This is a genomic window from Ruegeria sp. HKCCD7628 (assembly GCF_057221005.1).
Map to the genome: position 1 here is coordinate 539,896 of NZ_JBWVBA010000001.1, position 19,178 is coordinate 559,073.

Annotated in this window: 22 protein-coding genes; 12 read left to right on the forward strand and 10 right to left on the reverse strand. The window is 57.0% G+C overall.

Annotated features, from left to right (window positions below; genetic code table 11):
• The 5 genes from AC2TAD_RS02670 to fabD form a co-directional block, all read right to left on the reverse strand.
• Positions 1 to 744, reverse strand: a complete 744-nt coding sequence (locus AC2TAD_RS02670; protein WP_170752567.1) for a 1-(5-phosphoribosyl)-5-[(5-phosphoribosylamino)methylideneamino]imidazole-4-carboxamide isomerase — start codon at positions 742 to 744, stop codon at positions 1 to 3.
• A 117-nt stretch (positions 745 to 861) separates the two neighbouring features.
• Positions 862 to 1,401 (reverse strand): GNAT family N-acetyltransferase, encoded by a 540-nt coding sequence (locus AC2TAD_RS02675; protein WP_170752566.1) that lies wholly within the window; start codon positions 1,399 to 1,401, stop codon positions 862 to 864.
• 141 nt (positions 1,402 to 1,542) lie between these two features.
• The gene (locus AC2TAD_RS02680; protein WP_008756330.1) at positions 1,543 to 1,776 is read right to left on the reverse strand and encodes an acyl carrier protein; all 234 of its coding nucleotides are present in this window, start codon (positions 1,774 to 1,776) and stop codon (positions 1,543 to 1,545) included.
• A gap of 208 nt (positions 1,777 to 1,984) precedes the next feature.
• Positions 1,985 to 2,722, reverse strand: coding sequence for a 3-oxoacyl-[acyl-carrier-protein] reductase (gene fabG / locus AC2TAD_RS02685; protein WP_480865793.1), 738 nt, complete (start codon positions 2,720 to 2,722; stop codon positions 1,985 to 1,987).
• 41 nt (positions 2,723 to 2,763) lie between these two features.
• Positions 2,764 to 3,702 carry an ACP S-malonyltransferase gene (fabD, locus tag AC2TAD_RS02690; protein ID WP_480865795.1) on the reverse strand — a complete coding sequence of 313 codons (939 nt, stop codon included), beginning with the start codon at positions 3,700 to 3,702 and terminating at the stop codon, positions 2,764 to 2,766.
• Between the two features lie 171 nt (positions 3,703 to 3,873).
• Between fabD and AC2TAD_RS02695 the strand changes: the two genes are divergently transcribed.
• Positions 3,874 to 5,100, forward strand: coding sequence for a cytochrome b/b6 domain-containing protein (locus AC2TAD_RS02695; protein WP_480865797.1), 1,227 nt, complete (start codon positions 3,874 to 3,876; stop codon positions 5,098 to 5,100).
• 68 nt (positions 5,101 to 5,168) lie between these two features.
• On the opposite strand, the gene AC2TAD_RS02700 is transcribed toward AC2TAD_RS02695, so the two are convergent.
• Entirely contained in the window at positions 5,169 to 5,741 is a 573-nt protein-coding gene (locus AC2TAD_RS02700; RefSeq protein ID WP_170770485.1) for a YceI family protein, read from the reverse strand.
• 126 nt (positions 5,742 to 5,867) lie between these two features.
• Positions 5,868 to 6,386, reverse strand: a complete 519-nt coding sequence (locus AC2TAD_RS02705) for a hypothetical protein (RefSeq protein WP_170724420.1) — start codon at positions 6,384 to 6,386, stop codon at positions 5,868 to 5,870.
• A 286-nt stretch (positions 6,387 to 6,672) separates the two neighbouring features.
• On the opposite strand from AC2TAD_RS02705, the gene rpsF reads away from it, so the two are divergent.
• The 6 genes from rpsF to AC2TAD_RS02735 all read left to right on the forward strand — a co-directional run bounded on the left by rpsF (position 6,673) and on the right by AC2TAD_RS02735 (position 10,406).
• Complete coding sequence (rpsF, locus tag AC2TAD_RS02710) at positions 6,673 to 7,026, forward strand: 30S ribosomal protein S6 (protein WP_170354526.1); 354 nt, start codon at positions 6,673 to 6,675, stop codon at positions 7,024 to 7,026.
• Positions 7,027 to 7,054: 28 nt separating this feature from the next.
• The gene (rpsR, locus tag AC2TAD_RS02715) at positions 7,055 to 7,282 is read left to right on the forward strand and encodes a 30S ribosomal protein S18 (protein WP_005982441.1); all 228 of its coding nucleotides are present in this window, start codon (positions 7,055 to 7,057) and stop codon (positions 7,280 to 7,282) included.
• Between the two features lie 12 nt (positions 7,283 to 7,294).
• A complete protein-coding gene (gene rplI / locus AC2TAD_RS02720; protein ID WP_170354527.1) occupies positions 7,295 to 7,918 on the forward strand; it encodes a 50S ribosomal protein L9 in 624 nt (207 codons plus the stop codon).
• 149 nt (positions 7,919 to 8,067) lie between these two features.
• Complete coding sequence (locus AC2TAD_RS02725; protein WP_170354528.1) at positions 8,068 to 8,544, forward strand: transglycosylase SLT domain-containing protein; 477 nt, start codon at positions 8,068 to 8,070, stop codon at positions 8,542 to 8,544.
• A 212-nt stretch (positions 8,545 to 8,756) separates the two neighbouring features.
• On the forward strand, positions 8,757 to 9,458 hold the full coding sequence (locus tag AC2TAD_RS02730) for a helix-turn-helix transcriptional regulator (RefSeq protein WP_170354529.1): 702 nt from the start codon (positions 8,757 to 8,759) through the stop codon (positions 9,456 to 9,458).
• Positions 9,459 to 9,554: 96 nt separating this feature from the next.
• Entirely contained in the window at positions 9,555 to 10,406 is an 852-nt protein-coding gene (locus AC2TAD_RS02735) for an acyl-homoserine-lactone synthase (RefSeq protein ID WP_480865800.1), read from the forward strand.
• 95 nt (positions 10,407 to 10,501) lie between these two features.
• Here the strand turns inward: AC2TAD_RS02735 and tig are convergent, their stop codons facing one another.
• Together tig and AC2TAD_RS02745 are read right to left on the reverse strand one after the other, a co-directional pair.
• A complete protein-coding gene (gene tig / locus AC2TAD_RS02740) occupies positions 10,502 to 11,833 on the reverse strand; it encodes a trigger factor (RefSeq protein WP_170752995.1) in 1,332 nt (443 codons plus the stop codon).
• Between the two features lie 204 nt (positions 11,834 to 12,037).
• The gene (locus AC2TAD_RS02745; RefSeq protein WP_480865801.1) at positions 12,038 to 13,705 is read right to left on the reverse strand and encodes an NAD(P)H-hydrate dehydratase; all 1,668 of its coding nucleotides are present in this window, start codon (positions 13,703 to 13,705) and stop codon (positions 12,038 to 12,040) included.
• A 170-nt stretch (positions 13,706 to 13,875) separates the two neighbouring features.
• Here AC2TAD_RS02745 and AC2TAD_RS02750 point away from each other — a divergent pair, with 170 nt between their 5' ends.
• From AC2TAD_RS02750 to AC2TAD_RS02770, 5 genes are all read left to right on the forward strand, one after another.
• Positions 13,876 to 14,214 (forward strand): P-II family nitrogen regulator, encoded by a 339-nt coding sequence (locus AC2TAD_RS02750; RefSeq protein WP_170354532.1) that lies wholly within the window; start codon positions 13,876 to 13,878, stop codon positions 14,212 to 14,214.
• Positions 14,215 to 14,244: 30 nt separating this feature from the next.
• Positions 14,245 to 15,651, forward strand: coding sequence for a type I glutamate--ammonia ligase (gene glnA / locus AC2TAD_RS02755; protein WP_170354533.1), 1,407 nt, complete (start codon positions 14,245 to 14,247; stop codon positions 15,649 to 15,651).
• 99 nt (positions 15,652 to 15,750) lie between these two features.
• Positions 15,751 to 16,380: an MSMEG_1061 family FMN-dependent PPOX-type flavoprotein gene (locus tag AC2TAD_RS02760; RefSeq protein WP_480865803.1), complete on the forward strand. Its 630-nt coding sequence runs from the start codon at positions 15,751 to 15,753 to the stop codon at positions 16,378 to 16,380.
• A 57-nt stretch (positions 16,381 to 16,437) separates the two neighbouring features.
• Positions 16,438 to 17,229, forward strand: a complete 792-nt coding sequence (locus AC2TAD_RS02765; RefSeq protein ID WP_480865805.1) for a lytic murein transglycosylase — start codon at positions 16,438 to 16,440, stop codon at positions 17,227 to 17,229.
• Between the two features lie 199 nt (positions 17,230 to 17,428).
• Complete coding sequence (locus AC2TAD_RS02770; protein WP_480865807.1) at positions 17,429 to 18,343, forward strand: hypothetical protein; 915 nt, start codon at positions 17,429 to 17,431, stop codon at positions 18,341 to 18,343.
• Positions 18,344 to 18,378: 35 nt separating this feature from the next.
• On the opposite strand, the gene AC2TAD_RS02775 is transcribed toward AC2TAD_RS02770, so the two are convergent.
• On the reverse strand, positions 18,379 to 19,119 hold the full coding sequence (locus AC2TAD_RS02775; protein ID WP_480865809.1) for a heme-dependent oxidative N-demethylase family protein: 741 nt from the start codon (positions 19,117 to 19,119) through the stop codon (positions 18,379 to 18,381).
• Between the last annotated feature and the right edge of the window lie 59 nt (positions 19,120 to 19,178).

The window sequence follows — 19,178 nt, forward strand, 5'->3', positions numbered from 1 at the left end:
TTATTGGAACTCTGCGACCGGTTCATGCGCAGCGGTCGCAACCTCCAACGCATCGGACAGTTCCAATGTCTTACGGAATAGCGCGCGCCCAACCAGCGCACCCGAGATATTCGGGATGTAGGCCAGCCGTGAGATATCGTCGGCAGAGCGCACCACGCCACTGGCAATAATCGGCGTGCGTGACTTTTCTGCCAACCCGGAAATCAGACCCAGCTGAGCTTCGACATCGTTCATATCGCTATCAATATCGGTCACCAGAATGGCCGCAAAAGGCGTGTCTGCAAATGCTTCGACAAATGCGTCCGGCGTAAAGGCGCTTTGGCTGCGCCACCCCTCTGTCATGACGAAGCCCTGCCAGACATCAACAGCCAGAACGATTTGATCCGGATACAGCTTGGCCAATTCCTTCACCAGATTGGGGTCCCAGGCAGCTAACGTCCCGATGACGATCCGGCCCGCTCCCTTGTCAATCCAGCGTTCGACCTGTTCGCGCGTGCGCATACCGCCAGCCAACTGCACCGGGATTTCGGCTGACCGGATGATCTCTTCGACCAGTTCCGAATTGGTATCACGCCCTTCGATGGCGTCGAAATCCGTCAGGTGCATCCATTCCGCCCCTGCGGCCGCCCAGCTGCGGGCTGTTTCGGCAGGGTTCACATGCCAGATCATAGCTTCGTCCAGACGGCCCTTGTCCAGCGTGACACACCGGCCGTTCTGCAATTCCATAGTGGGGTAAATCCTCATGAGCCTGATCCTCCGCTCAATCCTTTGCACATGAGATCAGCATACACGCAGTACCGGTCCGCGAAATTACCAGTTTCGGCAAACTGCGGACTTTTTGCGGCATCGCAAACCGCACTGTCAGTGCCGCGTCGGAGGACCGTTTCGCCGCAACAGGCACACGCGAGACCCCTGATAATCATCCTCGCGCATTTCGACATATCCCAACCGCGCCGCCAGTTTTTGCGAAGCCAAGTTGTCGGAATTTACCATTGCAACCAATGGACCGGGCATAATCCGGTCGAACCAGTCATGGGCGGCCTGCGCGGCCTCAAGGCCCATGCCCTGCCCTTGGGCTTCTGGGGCAAGCACCCAACCCGCTTCGGGAAAGTCGTCGAAATCCTCGCCCAGCGCGCGATTGCCATAGAAAAACCCGGCCTGTCCGATCATCTGCCGATTCGATTGCTGAATTACAGCCCATTGGCCGAATCCGGCCATCTGCCAATGCCCCGCATTGCGCAAGAACGAATCCCAGGCTTCGCCGCGCGACCGTGGCTTGCCCCCGATATGCCGCACGACACACGGATTGCGCCAGATCTCGGCGAACCGGTTGAAATCCTCAGGCCGCATGGCGCAGAGCGTCAAGCGTGCCGTGTTTATCATCGGGGTGGATCGTATCATGCCCTGCCCGCTCTGAATTTTTTGCCTCAGTGGAAAGGGTGCGGACGAAAACAACCTCTGACAAGCCCGAATAGCGTCCACGCAACAAAAAACGGCGCCTCCGTTGCCCGGAAGCGCCGCTTTTTAGGATTCTCTAAGGTCTTAGGACGCTTCAGAGATGAATTTGACGGCGTCGCCAAAGGTCTGGATGGTCTCGGCTGCGTCATCGGGGATCTCGATGCCGAACTCTTCTTCGAAGGCCATGACCAGCTCAACAGTGTCCAAGCTGTCTGCGCCCAGATCGTCGATGAAGGAAGCGTTTTCCGCTACTTTATCTTCTTCAACACCCAGGTGCTCAACAACGATCTTCTTAACGCGATCTGCGACGTCGCTCATGTCTATTCCTCATTCCATTTCAGGGCATAGTGCCCGGTTCTGCCCTTGCCCGCTCAGGCTGGCCTTGATGTGCCCGTCTGGGCGGTTTGGGTTCCCGATTGCCGGGAAACTAGAAGGCCGACCCTACGGCCGACCCCCGAATTGATGCGCCGCCTATAGCACAGACAACGCCCAAGGCAAACGCTTTCGCGCCTGCCCCGACAGGTGGTCACAACATGGCCATACCGCCGTTTACATGCAAGGTGGTTCCGGTCACATATCCGGCCTCGGGGCTGGCAAGGTACAGAACTGCCGCGGCAATTTCCGACGCGTCCCCCATACGTCCGGCCGGAACCTGACCCAGGATGCCCGACTTCTGATCGTCAGTCAGCTTGTCGGTCATCGCCGTGGTGATAAAGCCGGGCGCCACCGCATTGGCCGTGATTCCGCGGCTTGCGACCTCGTATGCCAGCGACTTGGTCATCCCGACCATCCCCGCCTTGGACGCGGCATAATTCGCCTGACCGGAGTTGCCCGTCGCGCCCACCACGGACGAGATGTTGATGATCCGGCCCCAACGCGCCTTCATCATGCCGCGCAGCACGCCTTTGCAGAGTTTCGCGGTCGAGGTCATGTTAACGTCGATTACGCTCTGCCATTCGTCATCCGACATGCGCATGAACAAGTTGTCACGCGTGATACCCGCGTTGTTGACCAGAATATCGACCGACCCCATCGCATCCGTCGCCTGCTTTGGCAGGGCGACCACAGCCTCAGGGTCGCTCAGATTACAGGGCAGCACATGGGCACGATCGCCGAGTTCGGCGGCTAGCGCCTCCAGCGGTTCAACACGCGTGCCCGAAAGCGCCACCGTAGCGCCTGCAGCATGCAGAGAGCGCGCGATCTCACCACCGATCCCGCCCGAGGCACCGGTGATCAGTGCGTTCTTACCTGTCAAATCAAACATTCTCTTATCCTTTATCTACGCGCCACGCGACGCGCGGTATCTTACGATTCGGCCTGGGTCACATTCTGCACGTCATCCGGCGTGCCGACAGCTTTACCCGCGATCGAACGGTCGATTTTGCGGATCATCCCGGACAGAGCTTTCCCTGCCCCGATCTCCCACGTGCCGGTAACGCCCTGCGCGGCCATATACTGCACGCTTTCGCGCCAGCGGACCGAGCCGGTGACCTGCTCGACCAGCAACTGACGGATCAGATCGGGGTCACTGACCGCCTCGGCGCGCACATTGGCAATCAGCGGCACGGCAGGCGATTTGATTTCAACCCCTGCCAAAGCTTCGGCCATCACGTCAGCAGCAGGCTGCATCAAGGCACAATGGAAGGGCGCGCTGACAGGCAGCATGACTGCGCGCTTGGCGCCCTTTTCCTTGGCAATCTCGGCCGCGCGTTCCACAGCAGCCTTCGCGCCCGAGACCACAACCTGTGTCGGGTCATTGTCGTTTGCGGCCTGACAGACTTCACCCTGTGCGGCCTCATCCGCCACGGCGCGCACGGCCTCAAGGTCCAGCCCAAGGATCGCGGCCATCGCACCTTCGCCCACTGGCACGGCGCTTTGCATCGCCTGACCACGGGTGCGCAGAAGACGCGCAGTATCCGCAACCGTCAGCGCACCAGCAGCGGCCAGCGCGGAATATTCCCCCAACGAATGCCCGGCAACAAAGGCTGCATCGGTGATCGAGACGCCCTCGGCCTCCAGCGCCCGCATCGCCGCCATGGACGTGGCCATCAGTGCAGGCTGTGCGTTTTGCGTCAGGGTCAGCTCGGCAATATCACCGTCCCAGATCAGGCTGCTCAACTTTTCTCCCAAGGCTTCGTCCACCTCGTCAAAAACCGCCTGTGCGGCAGGGTAAGCCTCGGCCAGAGCTTTGCCCATTCCGATGGTCTGGGCGCCCTGCCCCGGGAAAACAAATGCGCGTGTCATTGCAACCTCTTGGATGACGTTAGGTTGCGGCGGGGTGTAAACTGTGTGATCGCGCGGCACAAGCATTGCCTGATCTCTGCACAAAGGCACCGTATCTGTGCGCCCTGCGCCCTTGAGTCCTGCCCGCACGGCGATAGGTTGAACCCAACCACCCTTTCGCCGGAGCACCCGATGCCCTCGACCAACACGTTTTCCAGCTATGGCAGCGTCACCAAGACCTTCCACTGGCTGACCGCCCTGCTGATCTTAACCGCCTTTCCGCTGGGCTATTTCGCCAATGATCTGGCACAGGCCATCTATGACCCGAACATCCCGACGACCGAGGATGACATCACCCGCGCGGCGCGCCTGTTCTCACTGCACAAAACGCTGGGCGTGGCGGTCTTTTTCGTAGCCCTCGCGCGCATTCTCTGGGCCCTGACCCAAACCAAACCCGGCCTTTTGAACGCCGACAATAAGCCCGAGGCTTTTGCCGCGGAAACCGTGCATTGGCTGCTATACGGCTCGTTGGTGCTGGCACCGCTGACCGGTTGGATACACCACGCCGCAGCTGAAGGCTTTGCGCCGATCCTTTGGCCGTTTGGTCAAAACCTGCCGCTGGTCCCCAAATCCCAACATCTGGCCGAATTCACCGCCAGCCTGCACTGGCTGTTCGTCTGGACTCTTGGAGGTGCGCTGGTGCTGCATATTGCCGGGGCGCTGAAACACCACGTCATCGACAAAGACAGCACATTGCGGCGTATGTTGCCTGGCTCAGCCCAAGCCCCCGAGCCCCCGGCCCAACACCATTCGAAGACACCCGCGCTTGCCGCGCTCGTCGTCTGGGGTGCGGTTTTGGTCGGCGGCTGGGGCATCGGCGCGTTCAGCCATCACTCTTACGCTCAGGGCGAAGCCACGGCACTGGCCGAAGTCCAATCGGACTGGCAGGTTCAGGAAGGAACTCTGGGCCTTACCATCAACCAGCTGGGTAGCCCAGTCACCGGTAGCTTCCAGGACTGGACGGCCGCCATAGCCTTTGATGAGCCCGCCGAGCCCGGCTTGGCCGGTTCGGTCGAGGTGACGATCTCAATCCCGTCGCTCAGCCTAGGCACGGTCAGTGATCAAGCTATGGGCGCGGATTTTTTCGACGGCGCACAATATCCCACGGCGCTGTTTAAGGCAGATCTATTCAAAACCGAAACCGGGTATGAGGCACGCGGCCCCTTGACCATCCGCGACAAGTCCTTGGACGTTGTGCTGCCGTTCACTCTGGATTTGCAAGGCGACACCGCGACGGTTTCTGGTGAATTAGAGTTGAACCGCATGGATTTCGATGTGGGCACATCGCAACCCACCGAAGCTTCACTGGGCTTCGCAGTCACTGTAAGCGTCGAGCTGACTGCTACGCGCGGTGAATAGCGGCGAACAAACGAAAACCGCCGGGGCAAAAAGCTCCGGCGGTTTCGATTCTAGAATAGTAGCCTTATTTACTCGGCTTTCTGCGCCTCGACCGAGATCTGAACATTAACCTCGTCACCCACGAAGGGTGCGAACTGGCCCAGATCGAAATCGCTGCGGATCAGAGTGGTCGTCGCGTCGAAGCCAGCCCACGGCTTGCCTGCCATCGGATGCTCACCCGCCTGGTTCAGCTTGGCGTCCAGTACGACCGATTTGGTTACACCATTCATTGTCAAATCGCCGGTGATATTGGCGGTGTTCTCGCCTGTCACTTCGATGCTGGTGGACGTGAAGGTAACAAGATCGCCTTCAGCGGCACCGAAAAAATCTTCGGTCATGAAGTGATCTTCGCGCGGTTTCCAGCCCGTGAACATCTCGATAACGGGCATCGAAACCGTCACGCTGGACGCAGCCGGGTTTTCCTTGTCGAACAGGATCTCGCCTTCAAAGCCCGAGAACATGCCATAGGTGGTCGAAAAACCAAGGTGGTTATAGTTGAAAATTACCTGGCTGTGGCTTGGGTCCAGAACGTATTTCTCGGCACTTGCAAACGCCGAAGTCGCCGACACGGCCAGTGCAGCAGCAAGAAGGATGGGTTTCATGACAAACTCCGCAATGTTGTGGATGCAAACCTGTTGGGTTGCTCGGTAACGAAAATGTGCCGCCAAGGGGCGGCACACAAGCTTTATTCGCTCACAACTTCTGTTCCTATATGAACAGAATAAAATTCAGGCGAAGATTGTTACACTTCCACTCAGTTGACCCTTGAGCGCTCGGCTGACATCCGCCGATTGCAACGGCAGCTTCATCAACAAGCTGCCGTCCACGTCGAACAGCTCGACCTGGTCATCGCTGAACTTGGCACCGCCCAGCGTGTCATAGCTGCGGCGCAGAACAGTCTGGGGCCGACCGTTTTCGTTCTTTTGCAAAACGCGCACCTCACGGCGGATCGGATCGAAATACGCATCAGGACGGGCATCCATCACCTGAATGGTCAGAAGACTGACACCGACAACAAGAAAGGCAAGCGACGCGGCCAGTTTGATCGGCCAGACTTCGGTAGCCATGGCAGAGCCCGGAGCGAGCCACATTGAAAATGCCATCACAATCAGGAACGCACCAACCATGCGCGCCAGGATCATGCGGACTTTCCAGTTCGGCGCGAACGCGATCAGAACTGGAACGGATTTCTCAAAACTCGCGTTTGACGCGGTCTGTTCGAGTGTATTCGTATTTATCGCGGTCATTTCTCTCACCCTGTTTCTCAGGTTGCCGACTTGGGTCCGGTGTGTCCGGTTATTGTCCCGGTATGAGAGTTAAGATCGAATTGAAAAGCGTCAGGAATTGGGCGTCGCGGTGGAAATAGCACGACTTCACCAAGGCATATGTGACGGGACTTGCCCCGTCGCAATAAACGTGTATACGGGGCCATCCTTCGCTAATCGTATGAATCGCGCAGCCTCTCGTGGCAGGGTCGCGAAGGACCAGATGGCCCCGCCTATGAAATGCGCCTTGATATAAACAGGAGTGCACATGCCACTGTATGAGCATGTAATGATCGCGCGTCAGGATCTGTCCAACGCGCAGGCAGAAAGCCTCGTCGAACACTTCGGCACCGTTCTGGCTGACAACGGCGGCAACGTCGTCGAAAGCGAGTACTGGGGTGTCAAGACGATGGCCTACAAGATCAACAAAAACCGCAAAGGCCACTACGCCTTCCTGAAAACCGACTCGCCTGCTGGCGCGGTTCAGGAAATGGAGCGCCTGATGCGCCTGCACGAAGACGTCATGCGCGTTCTGACCATCAAGGTCGACGAACATGCCGAGGGCCCCTCGGTCCAGATGCAGAAGCGCGACGAGCGCGAAGGCCGCCGCGAGCGCCGTTGATCAACGCCTGACGAAAGGACATTAAACCATGGCCGCAAAACCATTTTTCCGCCGCCGCAAGGTCTGCCCGTTCTCGGGCGACAACGCGCCGAAGATCGACTATAAGGACACCCGTCTGCTGCAGCGCTACATCTCTGAGCGTGGCAAGATCGTACCTTCGCGCATCACCGCCGTTTCGGCGAAAAAGCAGCGTGAACTCGCCCGTGCTATCAAGCGCGCCCGCTTCCTCGCCCTGCTGCCCTACGCCGTGAAGTAAGGAGAGACTGACATGCAAGTTATCCTGCTGGAACGCGTTGCGAAATTGGGTCAGATGGGCGACGTCGTTGACGTCAAGCCTGGCTACGCCCGCAACTTCCTGCTGCCCCAAGGCAAAGCCCTGAGCGCGTCCGAGTCGAACATCGCCTCGTTCGAAGCCCGCAAGGCGCAGCTTGAAGCGCACAACCTGGAAACCAAGAAAGAAGCTGAAGCACTGGCTGAAAAGCTGGACGGTCAGCAGTTCATCGTGATTCGCTCGGCATCGGATGCTGGCGCTCTGTATGGCTCGGTCACTCCGCGTGACGCCGCAGAGGCCGCGACCGAAGCTGGCTTCACCGTCGACAAGAAACAGATCGCCCTGATCGCACCGATCAAGGAACTGGGTCTGCACTCGCTCGCAGTCAAACTGCACCCCGAGGTCGAAGTCGAGATTCAGATGAACGTCGCCCGTTCGGAAGAAGAAGCCGAACTGCAAGCTTCGGGCAAGTCGATCCAGGAACTGGCTGCCGAAGAAGAAGCAGCCGCTGAATTCGAAATCGCCGAGCTGTTCGACGACATCGGTTCGGCCGCGTCGGACGACGATGACCTGGTTGCTGACGAAGCACCAGCTGCGGAAGAAGACGAAGCAAAAGCCTGATCTTCTTCACTGGATTTGAGAAAGGCCGCGTCATCATGCGCGGCCTTTTTTCATTCAAGGTCCCAACGGCATATTTCAGCCGGAATCTTCCGCTACCCTTGCGGACGAAACCAAGTTTCCTAGTATCGCGACAAACGCCGGAGATCTCGATGACCAAAATCATGCGCCGTAATCTGATTGCCCTGTTGCTCGCCGCGCCTCTTGCTGCATGCGGAAGCCCGGACACCCCGACACGTGCCGCATTTGATCCTCCGCTTTATCCCAATGAGACGCCCGAGTTGCGGGCCTCGATCAACAAATGGGCCGATCACTACGAGCTCCCGCGAGAGTTGGTTCACAAGCTCGCCATCCGCGAAAGCACGCACCGGCCGTGGGCGGTGAACCGTCCCTATTACGGACTGTTGCAGATCCTTCCGGCGACAGCCCGGTCCATGGGTTACAGTGGTGACCCACAGGGCCTATTGGACGCCGATACCAATCTGGAATTCGCGGGCAAATACCTACGCGGAGCATGGTTGTTGTCCGACGGCGATCAGCAGCGCGCGATTTTCCTGTATGCCAAAGGCTATTGGCCTGAGGCCAAGGCCCGCGGATTGCTCGTCGAGACTGGGTTGAAACCCGAGTGAGACAACTTGTCCTGCAGTCGGCAACAATCCGCAAAATACCGCTGCAAAAACAGGCCAATTCCTACGTATCTATTGCCATTTCACTGCATTAACACCATGCAAAGCGAACTATTTGCTTGCGTCACATCATCAAGGTGACGCAACGTATGCTTTAATTTGGACAGATACGACTATGCTCTGGGGAGAGGGTAGTCATCACGAAGGTTAGACACTTGAAACTCATCGACCTAGCCAGGATCGAACAGGAAGAAAGGTCTGCGGCGGACATTATCAATGCCGTTTGCAACGAACTTGGCTTTGATTACGCATCCTATGCAACTTTCAACCCCGTCAAAGGGGATGTTCAGGGCTATGCAAATTACCCCGACGAATGGAAGATCCACTACGGAAGCCAAGGGTTTCATCACTTCGATCCAACTTTGTACCAATCCATGCTTAGCATCGCACCGGTGGACTGGAGTCGTTTTAGCCAAGATGAAAAGTTTCACACGGTTTTCAAAGACGCCCACGACTTTGGAATTACCCCGAGGGGGCTGACCGTTCCGGTCCGGGGTCCCTATGGCGAATGTGGCTTGCTGAACGTGACCCGCAACTGCTCGGATGAGGAATGGGAAAGACTGAAGCGACACGTTATGGGAGACCTGCAGTTGGCGGCAGTCCAGGCGCATGACACCGTCATGCAGTCCGGGCTTTTGGCAAAAGCCCTGTATCTGCCAACCCTGTCCACGCGTGAGAAAGAGATTTTGCAATGGGTGGCGGAAGGGAAGTCGCAACAGGACATCGGCGATATTCTTTCGATCTCGCACCGCACAGTTGAAGTTCACGTTAGGTCCGGCCGCGAGAAACTCGGGGCTTTGACCACGCCACAGGCGATTGGTCGCGCCATAGGACTTGGAATAATCGCCCCTGGTTAACCAAAAAACCGCTTCTCTACGGGAAACCCCCAATAGTCTCAGATCATAACTTGGTTAATTTTCCATTCACGGTAACCAATCTGTAGGGGGATGGAAATGATCATCGTGATTGATGGTATAAACCAACATAAATTCAAAGACGTCTTGGACGAAATGTATCAACTGCGCGCGCGCGTTTTCGGCGACCGCTTGGGATGGGATGTGAACATCCGCGACGGTCGGGAAGTCGACAAATTTGATACGCTTAATCCTGCACACGTGGTCAGCCTAAACGACGAGGGGGACGTCGTAGGCTGCATGCGGTTGCTGCAGACCACGGGGCCACATATGCTGGCAGACGTGTTTAACTCGATCCTGGACGGCGAACCGCCTCTGCGCAGCGCGCAAGTTTGGGAAGCAACCCGTTTTTGCGTCGACACAAAGAAACTGGGGCGTGGCAGGGGCGAAAATTCGGTCTCGTACGTAACCAGCGAGGTCATGATAGGGTCGTTCGAATACGCAAAGATGGCAGGAGTGCTGGATTCGATCGCTGTGATTGATCCTGTCATGAACCGGGTTCTGCAACGGTCTGGTAACGCTCCGTATGACTATTTAGGCTCTGCCAAACCAATGGGCAAAGTTGTTGCCATGGCCGCACTTATGGATTGCTCGGACGAAAGGATTTCCGGAATTCGGAAATATGCAGGAATCGCGCACGATGTGTTTCTAAGCGACGAACAAGCACGCACGTTGTTCGACAAGACCAAAGCGGCACCCAAGGCTGCAAACTACGACCGTAAGCCGCTCAATCAGCTCGAAAAGTACTTTGTGGAACAAATGGGTGCAGCCACCTCGAAAGACGAAGTTGACGCTGTTCTGAGGCTGATTGAAGAACTTTCGGATAAGTTTACGCCAGAGCAGAAGTTCGCTCTGCTGAGTACCCCCCGCGCTTTCGCTCATGAGGCCTGACCCCCTCACCTCATAGCGTAAGCCACTCAAGCGGAGCCGTTGTTTCCAGACGGCTCCGCATTTTATCTTGCTCGCCCGAAAGGGGCGAAAGAGAATTATTCCTCTTCCAAAGCCTCGACAGCTTTCTGCAGGTCGTCTTTGCTGACGTCCTTGTCGGTGACCTGAGCCAGCTCGACAATATAGTCGATGACCTTGTCCTCAAAAATCGGGGCACGCAGTTGCTGCTGCATCTGAGCGTTCTGCTGCACGAACTCAAAGAACTGACGTTCCTGACCCGGGTACTGACGTGCCTGGTTCATGATCGCCTGAGTCATCTCCGCATCGGTGACTTCAACTTCGGCTTTCTGCCCCAGCTCGGCCAACAGCAGGCCCAAACGCACGCGGCGCTCGGCCAATGTGTTGTGCTCGTCGGTGGGTTCGATCGGATCGTGGTCATGACCTTCAACGTCCGGGTTTTCTTCGTGCCACAGCTGGTGTGCGATCTGTTTGGCTTCCGCCTCAACCAACGACGGCGGCAAGTCGAACGAGACTTTCTCGTCCAGCGCATCCAGCAGGGCACGCTTCATGACTGCGCGCGAAGCGCCGGCATATTCGGCTTCCAAACGCTCGGCGATCTGGCCCTTCAGGGCTTCCAGGTCCTCAGCGCCAAACTTGGTGGCCAGCTCGTCGTTCACTTCTGCAGCGACGGGTTCTTTCACCTCTTTCACGGTGCAGGTGAAAACAGCGTCTTTGCCGGCCAGATGCTCGGCACCGTATTCGGCCGGGAAGGTGACGTTCACGTCTTTTTCTTCTTCGGCTTTAACGCCAACCAGCTGCTCTTCGAAACCGGGAATGAAGCTGTTTGAGCCCAGAACCAACGGGTAGTCTTCGGCCGAGCCACCTTCGAATTCTTCGCCGTCAACCTTGCCGACAAAGTCGAATACGATCTGGTCGCCATCCTTGGCTTTCGAGCCTTTACGGCGCGCTTTGAAATCCTGCGCGGTTTCGGCCAGGTTGTTCAGCGCCTCTTCGATGGCTGCGTCATCGGCTTTGACGACCAGTTTTTCCAGCTCGACTGATTTCAGGTCAACCTCGGGGATCGCGGGCAGAGCCTCATAGGACATTTCGACATGGACGTCGTCGCCTTCTTTCCAGTCCTCGTTGGTCATCTTGACCTCGGGCTGCAGGGCCGGACGATCGCCGCTGTCTTCAAAATGCTTGTTCATCGCACCGTCGATGCTTTCCTGCATCGCTTCACCCAGCAGACGCTGGCCGAACTGCTTTTTCAGCAGCGCCATCGGCACCTTGCCTTTGCGAAAACCCTTCATTTCGACTTCTGGCTGCGCTTCAACCAGTTTCTCATTCACTTTGTCGTCCAGCTCGGCGGCGGATACGACAATGTTATAGCCGCGTTTCAGACCTTCGTTCAGCGTCTCGGTAACCTGCATTATGGTAGTCCCCATAGGATTCGGGGCGCGCAAAACGGCGCGCCGGGCAAATTTGACGCCTTCTATTTGCCCAGTCCCCCGCGTGCAAGAGGCAACTGCCCGATCAGCCTTGTTTTGACCGTCTTTTGTCTAAAATTGTTGGTGACTAGGTTCCCGCGACGCGGAAGAGACAGACAGCAACACAAGCCTGCCTCCAAAGCGCGATCAGGCTTCGATCTGTTTTAAAACAGCAGGCAACTGCTCGGGCAAATCCTCGGCGATCAGACCCGGACCAAAGTTGCGCGCGCATTCCACATGCAGCCAAGCGCCCGTTTCCGCCGCCTGCATCGGACTGAACCCGCGCGCCGAAAGGCCCGTGATGAACCCTGCCAGAACATCCCCCGACCCGGCCGTGGCCAACCACGGTGCCGCACGATCATAGACAGCGGCATTGATCGAACATCGCCCATCCGGCGCGGCAATCACCGTGTCTGGCCCCTTGAACAGAATGACACACCCCGCCCGCTTGGCGGCTTCGCGCGTGGCGTCCACCTTGGAATAGGCCGGGCCTTTGGTTGGCGCAGCCGCCAATTTCTCGGCAATATCCGGGAACAGGCGCGCAAATTCGCCCCCATGCGGGGTCAGAACGCAATTCTCGTGCAACTGCCCAAACAGGGCCGCCGGATCATCTGCAAACGCCGTCAGAGCATCCGCATCCAGCACGGTCGCCCGCTTGGCGAGCAACGCAACCGGCACCAGTTCGCGCGCCCGCTCCAACCCCATTCCCGGCCCAAGACACAGCGCATTCAACCGCTCGTCGCCCAGCACATCCGCAAACCCCTCGGCCCCATCAACCCGTTGCACCATGAGGGCCGTCACCTGCGCCGCCACCTCCATCTGAGCCGAGCCCGGCACCCCAAGCGTCACCAACCCAGCCCCAATCCGCAAAGCGCCCCGCGCCGCCAACCGCGCAGCACCAGTTTTCGCAGCGCCGCCTGAGAGGATCAGGGCGTGACCGTGGGAGTATTTATGCTCGTAAAGCTTTTTGAAGAGATACTGTGGCAAGTTGCTTTGATCTGCTTCCGTACACAGCACCCGAACCAGTTTTTCCTGATCGTGGAGCTTAACCAAAGCACTTCGGGCCGCTGAATCAGGCTTTTCCAGTGACGGCAGCCCAATGCCAGCCACAACAGTCTTTCCACAATATCGTGGACCATCCGCGATTAGATGACCAATCTTTCTAGTATGAAATGAAACGGTCAAATCAGCCGAAATTGCAGAGCCTATCGCCCGACCGCTGTCTGCGCACAATCCACTCGGTGTGTCTACGGACACAACCCGAACACCTTTCTCTGTTAGCAAAGTTTTCACCGCCTCTTGAGACAAAAGGCTAAACGCCCCCCCAAAAGGACGAGTCAAACCGGTTCCAAACAAGCTATCGACAATCAGGTCCAAATGATCCGGGAAAGGCAGATACTCATCCACCAAGGGTGGTGGATCAATCTTTCGAGCTTTGACAGCCCCCAACTCCATCCACCGCTCATAATTCACTCGCGCATCCGGCGGCAGCTTCTCAGCATCCCCGTACAGAAACACCTCAAGGTTCCACCCCAACGCATGCAGCAGACGCGCAACAACAAACCCATCACCGCCATTGTTCCCCGGCCCGCACAACACCACGGCGCGCGGTGGATCCCCTTCATCTGGCCTCAAATACCTCGGGGAGCTCGAGGGGCTGGCCCCTCGATCCTTGTACTCGGGCCACTCCTCATAAATCGCGTCGACAACGCCCTGCCCGGCCCGCTCCATTAGCTCCAGTCCGGTCACCTCACCAGACTCAATCGCGGCCTGTTCGATGGCCCGCATCTGAGCAGCCGTCAGCAGTTCCGTCATCTCAAAATTCCCAGTCGATTCAGTTTCGATTACTTTTTGTGCAACCTGATTAAAATTTAAACCTAAGCCTATTTTCCCAGCGGCCAAACGGGACCAAATTCGCAATCCGATTGCCGCCCGATCTTAGACGTGGTCACTGCGATCCTGACAAGAGTTAAAGGGAGCCCGGGATGAAGAAGATCGAAGCGATCATCAAACCGTTCAAACTCGATGAGGTAAAAGAGGCACTGCAGGACGTTGGCGTCCAGGGTCTCAGCGTGATCGAGGTTAAAGGGTTTGGTCGCCAGAAAGGCCACACCGAACTGTACCGCGGTGCGGAATACGTGGTCGACTTTCTGCCCAAAGTGAAGGTCGAAGTCGTTTTGGACGACGATCAGGTCGATGCTGCCATCGACGCCATCGTCTCGGCCGCTAAGACCGACAAAATCGGCGACGGCAAGATCTTTGTGTCGCCCGTTGAGCAAGCCATTCGCATCCGGACCGGTGAAACCGGCTCGGAAGCGCTGTAATCGAACACTCCAATCAGAGGAAAATAGAGTATGAGCAAGGACGCAGTTCTTCAGCTGATCCGTGATGAAGACGCAGAATACGTCGACATCCGCTTCACCGACCCGCGCGGCAAGCTTCAGCACGTCACCATCATGTCGGACCAGGTTGACGAAGACTTCCTGGAAGAAGGCTTCATGTTCGACGGCTCGTCGATCGCTGGCTGGAAGTCGATCGAAGCATCCGACATGAAACTGATGCCCGACACCGAAAGCGCTTATGTCGATCCGTTCTACGCAGAAAAGACCATCTGCCTGCACTGCTCGATCGTTGAGCCCGACACCGGCGAAGCCTATGAGCGTGACCCACGCGGCACCGCCCAGAAAGCCGAAGCCTACCTGAAAGCATCGGGTATTGGTGACGTTGCCTACATGGGCCCCGAGGCAGAATTCTTCCTGTTTGACGATGTCCGCTTCTCGAACAGCATCAACAAGGTATCCTACGAAGTTGATGCGACTGACGCGTCGTGGAACACCGACACCGAGTACGAGATGGGCAACATGGGCCACCGTCCGGGCGTTAAGGGCGGCTACTTCCCCGTGAACCCCGTTGACGAAGCGCAAGACCTGCGCTCGGAAATGCTGTCGACCATGAAGCGTCTGGGCATGAAAGTGGACAAGCACCACCACGAGGTTGCGTCCTGCCAGCACGAGCTGGGCCTGATCTTTGACAGCCTGACCAAGCAGGCCGACGAGCTGCAGAAGTACAAGTACGTCATCCACAACGTTGCACATGCCTACGGCAAATCGGCCACCTTCATGCCGAAGCCGATCGCAGGTGACAACGGCACCGGTATGCACGTGAACATGTCGATCTGGAAAGACGGCAAACCTCTGTTCGCTGGCGACAAGTACGCTGACCTGTCGGACGAAGCGATCTACTTCATTGGCGGCATCCTGAAGCACGCCAAGACCCTGAACGCCTTCACCAACCCCTCGACCAACAGCTACAAGCGCCTGATCCCGGGTTTCGAAGCACCTGTTCTGCGCGCCTATTCGGCCCGTAACCGTTCGGGTTGTGTCCGTATTCCGTGGACCGAAAGCCCGAAAGCCAAGCGCGTCGAGGCCCGCTTCCCCGACCCAGCCGCGAACCCCTACCTGGCGTTTGCTGCTCTGCTGATGGCTGGTCTGGACGGCATCAAGAACAAGATCGATCCGGGCGAAGCTATGGACAAGAACCTGTACGATCTGCCGGCCGAAGAACTGGCCGACATCCCGACCGTATGTGGTTCGCTGCGTGAAGCGCTGGAAGCTCTGGCCTCCGATCACGACTTCCTGCTGCAAGGCGACGTGTTCACCAAAGACCAGATCGATGGCTACATCGCGCTGAAGATGGAAGAGGTCGAAACCTACGAGCACACACCGCACCCTGTAGAATACGGCATGTACTACAGCTGCTGATCCAAGAATTTTCGATGAAAATTCTTTCAAGGGCGTCCAACCGGGCGCCCTTGTCTCATTCCGGGTGATCTTCCACACTAACGATTAGGAGGAGATCGCATGGACACCGAATTCACCAACTTCGTGACCACACCCGAAGAACTGGAACGGATCACCGGCGCGCCCCTGCCCCAGATCATCGCCAAAGAACTGCCGGCACTTGACCAGATGTGCCGCGACTTCATCGCGACCTCGCCGTTCTGCCTGATCGCCTCGGCCAATCCGGACGAGCATCTGGATGTATCCCCGCGTGGGGATCCATGTGGCTTTGTTCAGGTGCTGTCGGACAACTTGATCGCCATCCCTGACCGCCCCGGCAACAAACGGGTGGATACCTTTCACAACATCCTGAAAGACCCACGCGCCAGTGTTATCTTCTTCGTGCCAGGAAAGATGGAGACGCTGCGTATCCGAGGAACTGCCCAAATATGCGCTGATCCAAAACTACTGGCCTCGATGACTGTGCAAGCCCGACCGCCCAAACTTGCACTTCTGATTAAGGTGCAAACTGTTTTTGCGCACTGCCCTAAATGCGTGATCCGCGCGAACCTGTGGAGCCCCGAGGACTGGCCGGACTCGTCCAACCTTCCGAACATGAACGCCATGATGGTCAAACATGCCAAGATCAACAAAACGCCGGATGAGTGGTTTGAGGCCCTCAAGCACAGCGGAGAGTTGGACCTGTACTAAGCCCTTTGCCAGACCAAAGACGCATCGTAAGGTTGGGGTGTGTATTTTGGGATTATTATGATGTTGCGCTTGGCAATTGCTCTGACCGTTTTCCTTCCTACAGCTGGGCTTGCTGCCCAATGCGGAAACACCAGCGCCGGGTTTGAAGCCTGGAAAAAGGACTTCTCACGACAGGCAAAACGTGCTGGCGTCAAGAAAAAGGGGCTTCAGGCATTGGCCCAAACGACCTATGCCACCCGAACAATTGCCGCAGACCGCAATCAAAAAAGCTTTAAGTACTCGTTAGACAAATTCATGCAAGTGCGCGGAACAGATACAATCGTCGCGCAAGGGCGCAAACGAAAAGCACGAAACCCTCAGTTTTACGCCGCTCTCGAACGGCAATACGGAGTGCCCGCAGGTGTACTTATTGCCATCCATGGGATGGAAACGGGCTTTGGTGGTTTTATGGGCGACAGTCAGGTTGTATCGGCTATCACCACGCTGGCCTATGATTGTCGTCGGTCCGAGTTCTTTATTCCCCACGCAATTGGTGCCCTAAAACTGGTCGATCAAGGCAGCATTACGACAGCTACCAAGGGCGCGAAACATGGCGAATTGGGGCACACACAGTTTCTACCCGGCAATGCGTTGACCTATGGAGTCGACGCAACAGGTGACGGTAACGTCGACTTTTACAACATGACTGACGCGCTGGCATCGACAGCCAACTTTTTGCGCAAAAAGGGTTGGAAACCGGGGCGCGGCTACCAACCGGGGCAGCCGAACTTTGCGGTCATCCAGCAATGGAATGCCGCCACCGTGTACCAACAATCGATCGCGATAATGGCCGCCCGAATCGACGGCTGACCCTGGCCACATTTCCGCGCAACTGCCCCACATTTTGGTCACATTCTTGCCATGAACATTAAACGGCCCCCAAAATGCCTAGGTTTCCTGAGCGTAATCAATCTTTGCAATTTGTGATTTTTTTCCATTACCGCCCAAATCTGCCCTATTTTCCTTGCTAGGCTGTATTTCAACACAACATGCGGCAGAGGAATGCGCAGTGACTCCGAAGAACAGCTATCATGGTGGCCTGCAGTTTGACGGCGAGACCGATGGCGCGATCGAGCGTTTCAGCGCGATTGTGGCTGCGACTTTGGAAGATTATGGCCATCTGGTAGAGCGTAAAAGCGTTCTCGATTCCACCGAAGCCAGCATCGTTTGTAGCCAGTATCTTGTGCGGCTGACACTGGACACTCAGGTGCCAGCAAGCGAGACGCGGATCGAACGTGTGGACCGCGCGGCCGGATTGAAAACGATTAAACGCCCCGCCGTGACCTTGCCGCAAAATCGACTGACAATAACTGTGTCTCCCGTCTCAGAATTGCTGGATGACACCGAAATCTCAGAACTAATGCTGGTGGTGATCCTGTATCGCATGGTCGACATTTGCGCGACCAAACGGGTCGAGTGGCTATCGCCCAACACGGTTCTGACCATCGAACAATTCATGAGTGCATTTGACACTCTGCCCCCCGCTAAAAAAAAGCGGAATAGAAAGCAAGTTTTCGAGGCAGTTTCTGGCCCATTTGCGGAGCTGGACACTATTGAGGAAGACCCACTGGACGAGCCACAAAAAAAGGCGCCGCCTCCGGCAGCCCGGCCGATCCAGTTGTCGGATGAGCAGTTGCTCAGCATCGCTTTTCGGACAGAACCTATCGAGCAGCCAATAGATCGGGAGGACACGCCCCCCCTCGACCACGAACAACCAAGTGACATCCTGCGACTGACCAGTTGGGGACTAACCGGTGCCGTGGCCAGTGTGTCTGTCCCGATCGCGGCCTCAATGGCCGCTGTGAACCTGATAAGGGGCGAAGACTTTCGCCTGAACACCCAGGTACTTGCCTATTCCGTAACGATCTCTGCTCTCAGCACAAGCGGGGCTTTCGCGGGCGTTGCCAACGCTTTGGGCATGTAACTCACAAAACAAGACCCTCCTAGGAGGCCCCGCCATCAGGCGGGGTTTTCTATTTTGCGCAGACGCTCTGCTGCCAAAACGTATGTGTGGATCGAAAATATGACTGCCTGCGATTTGGGAAGACGCAGCAGGGTTTGGCGCTCGCTTCGTAAGTAAGGTGCAGTACCGAGGTCCTTGATGTGGCGTTGTTCTTGAGCACTGCGCGGCTGGTACAACTCGGCGTTGTCGTACCACAAAGCATTATAACGCCACAGTGGTCGGCCGGGTTGAATTCCATCAAACAGGCGTTGCACGCGGCGCGCAACGTTTTCGTCATATCTGTCCACTGGCAGGTGGATGTCGATCAACGGACGCATGAATTTCTCGGACAATCGCCAACTGGCCGGAAAGCACAGGATTGCACCGGTCAGAACGTGCTCTTCGCCCCGCTTTAGCAGGATGCAAATATCCTCTTGCACCAAATTGCAAAGAGTCTCCAACGGGTGTTTGCGATCAATGCAAACCTCTTGCCCATCCGGTCGAATGACAGTGCCAGAACACCCCGGATAAGCGTGGTGAAGCACCAGATCCAACACTTCTTGCGCGGCAGGCTCGGCGGCGGGATCCAGCGCCAAAACGTCAGCGCGACGATCACGTAGCAACGCCCCTCGATGTTGCATCTGTGCGGCGAAGGCATCATCACGATGCAGCCACGTCTCCATGCTGGCAGGTTGGATGCCCGGCAGGGGCCTTTCCGAAAGAGGGTCGTACGGGATCGAGCTTTGCAAAATCGTCATGAGGTCGACTTACCACCACGCCATTCTGTTGTCGGTCAAAAAGCGACGGGCCGACCGTC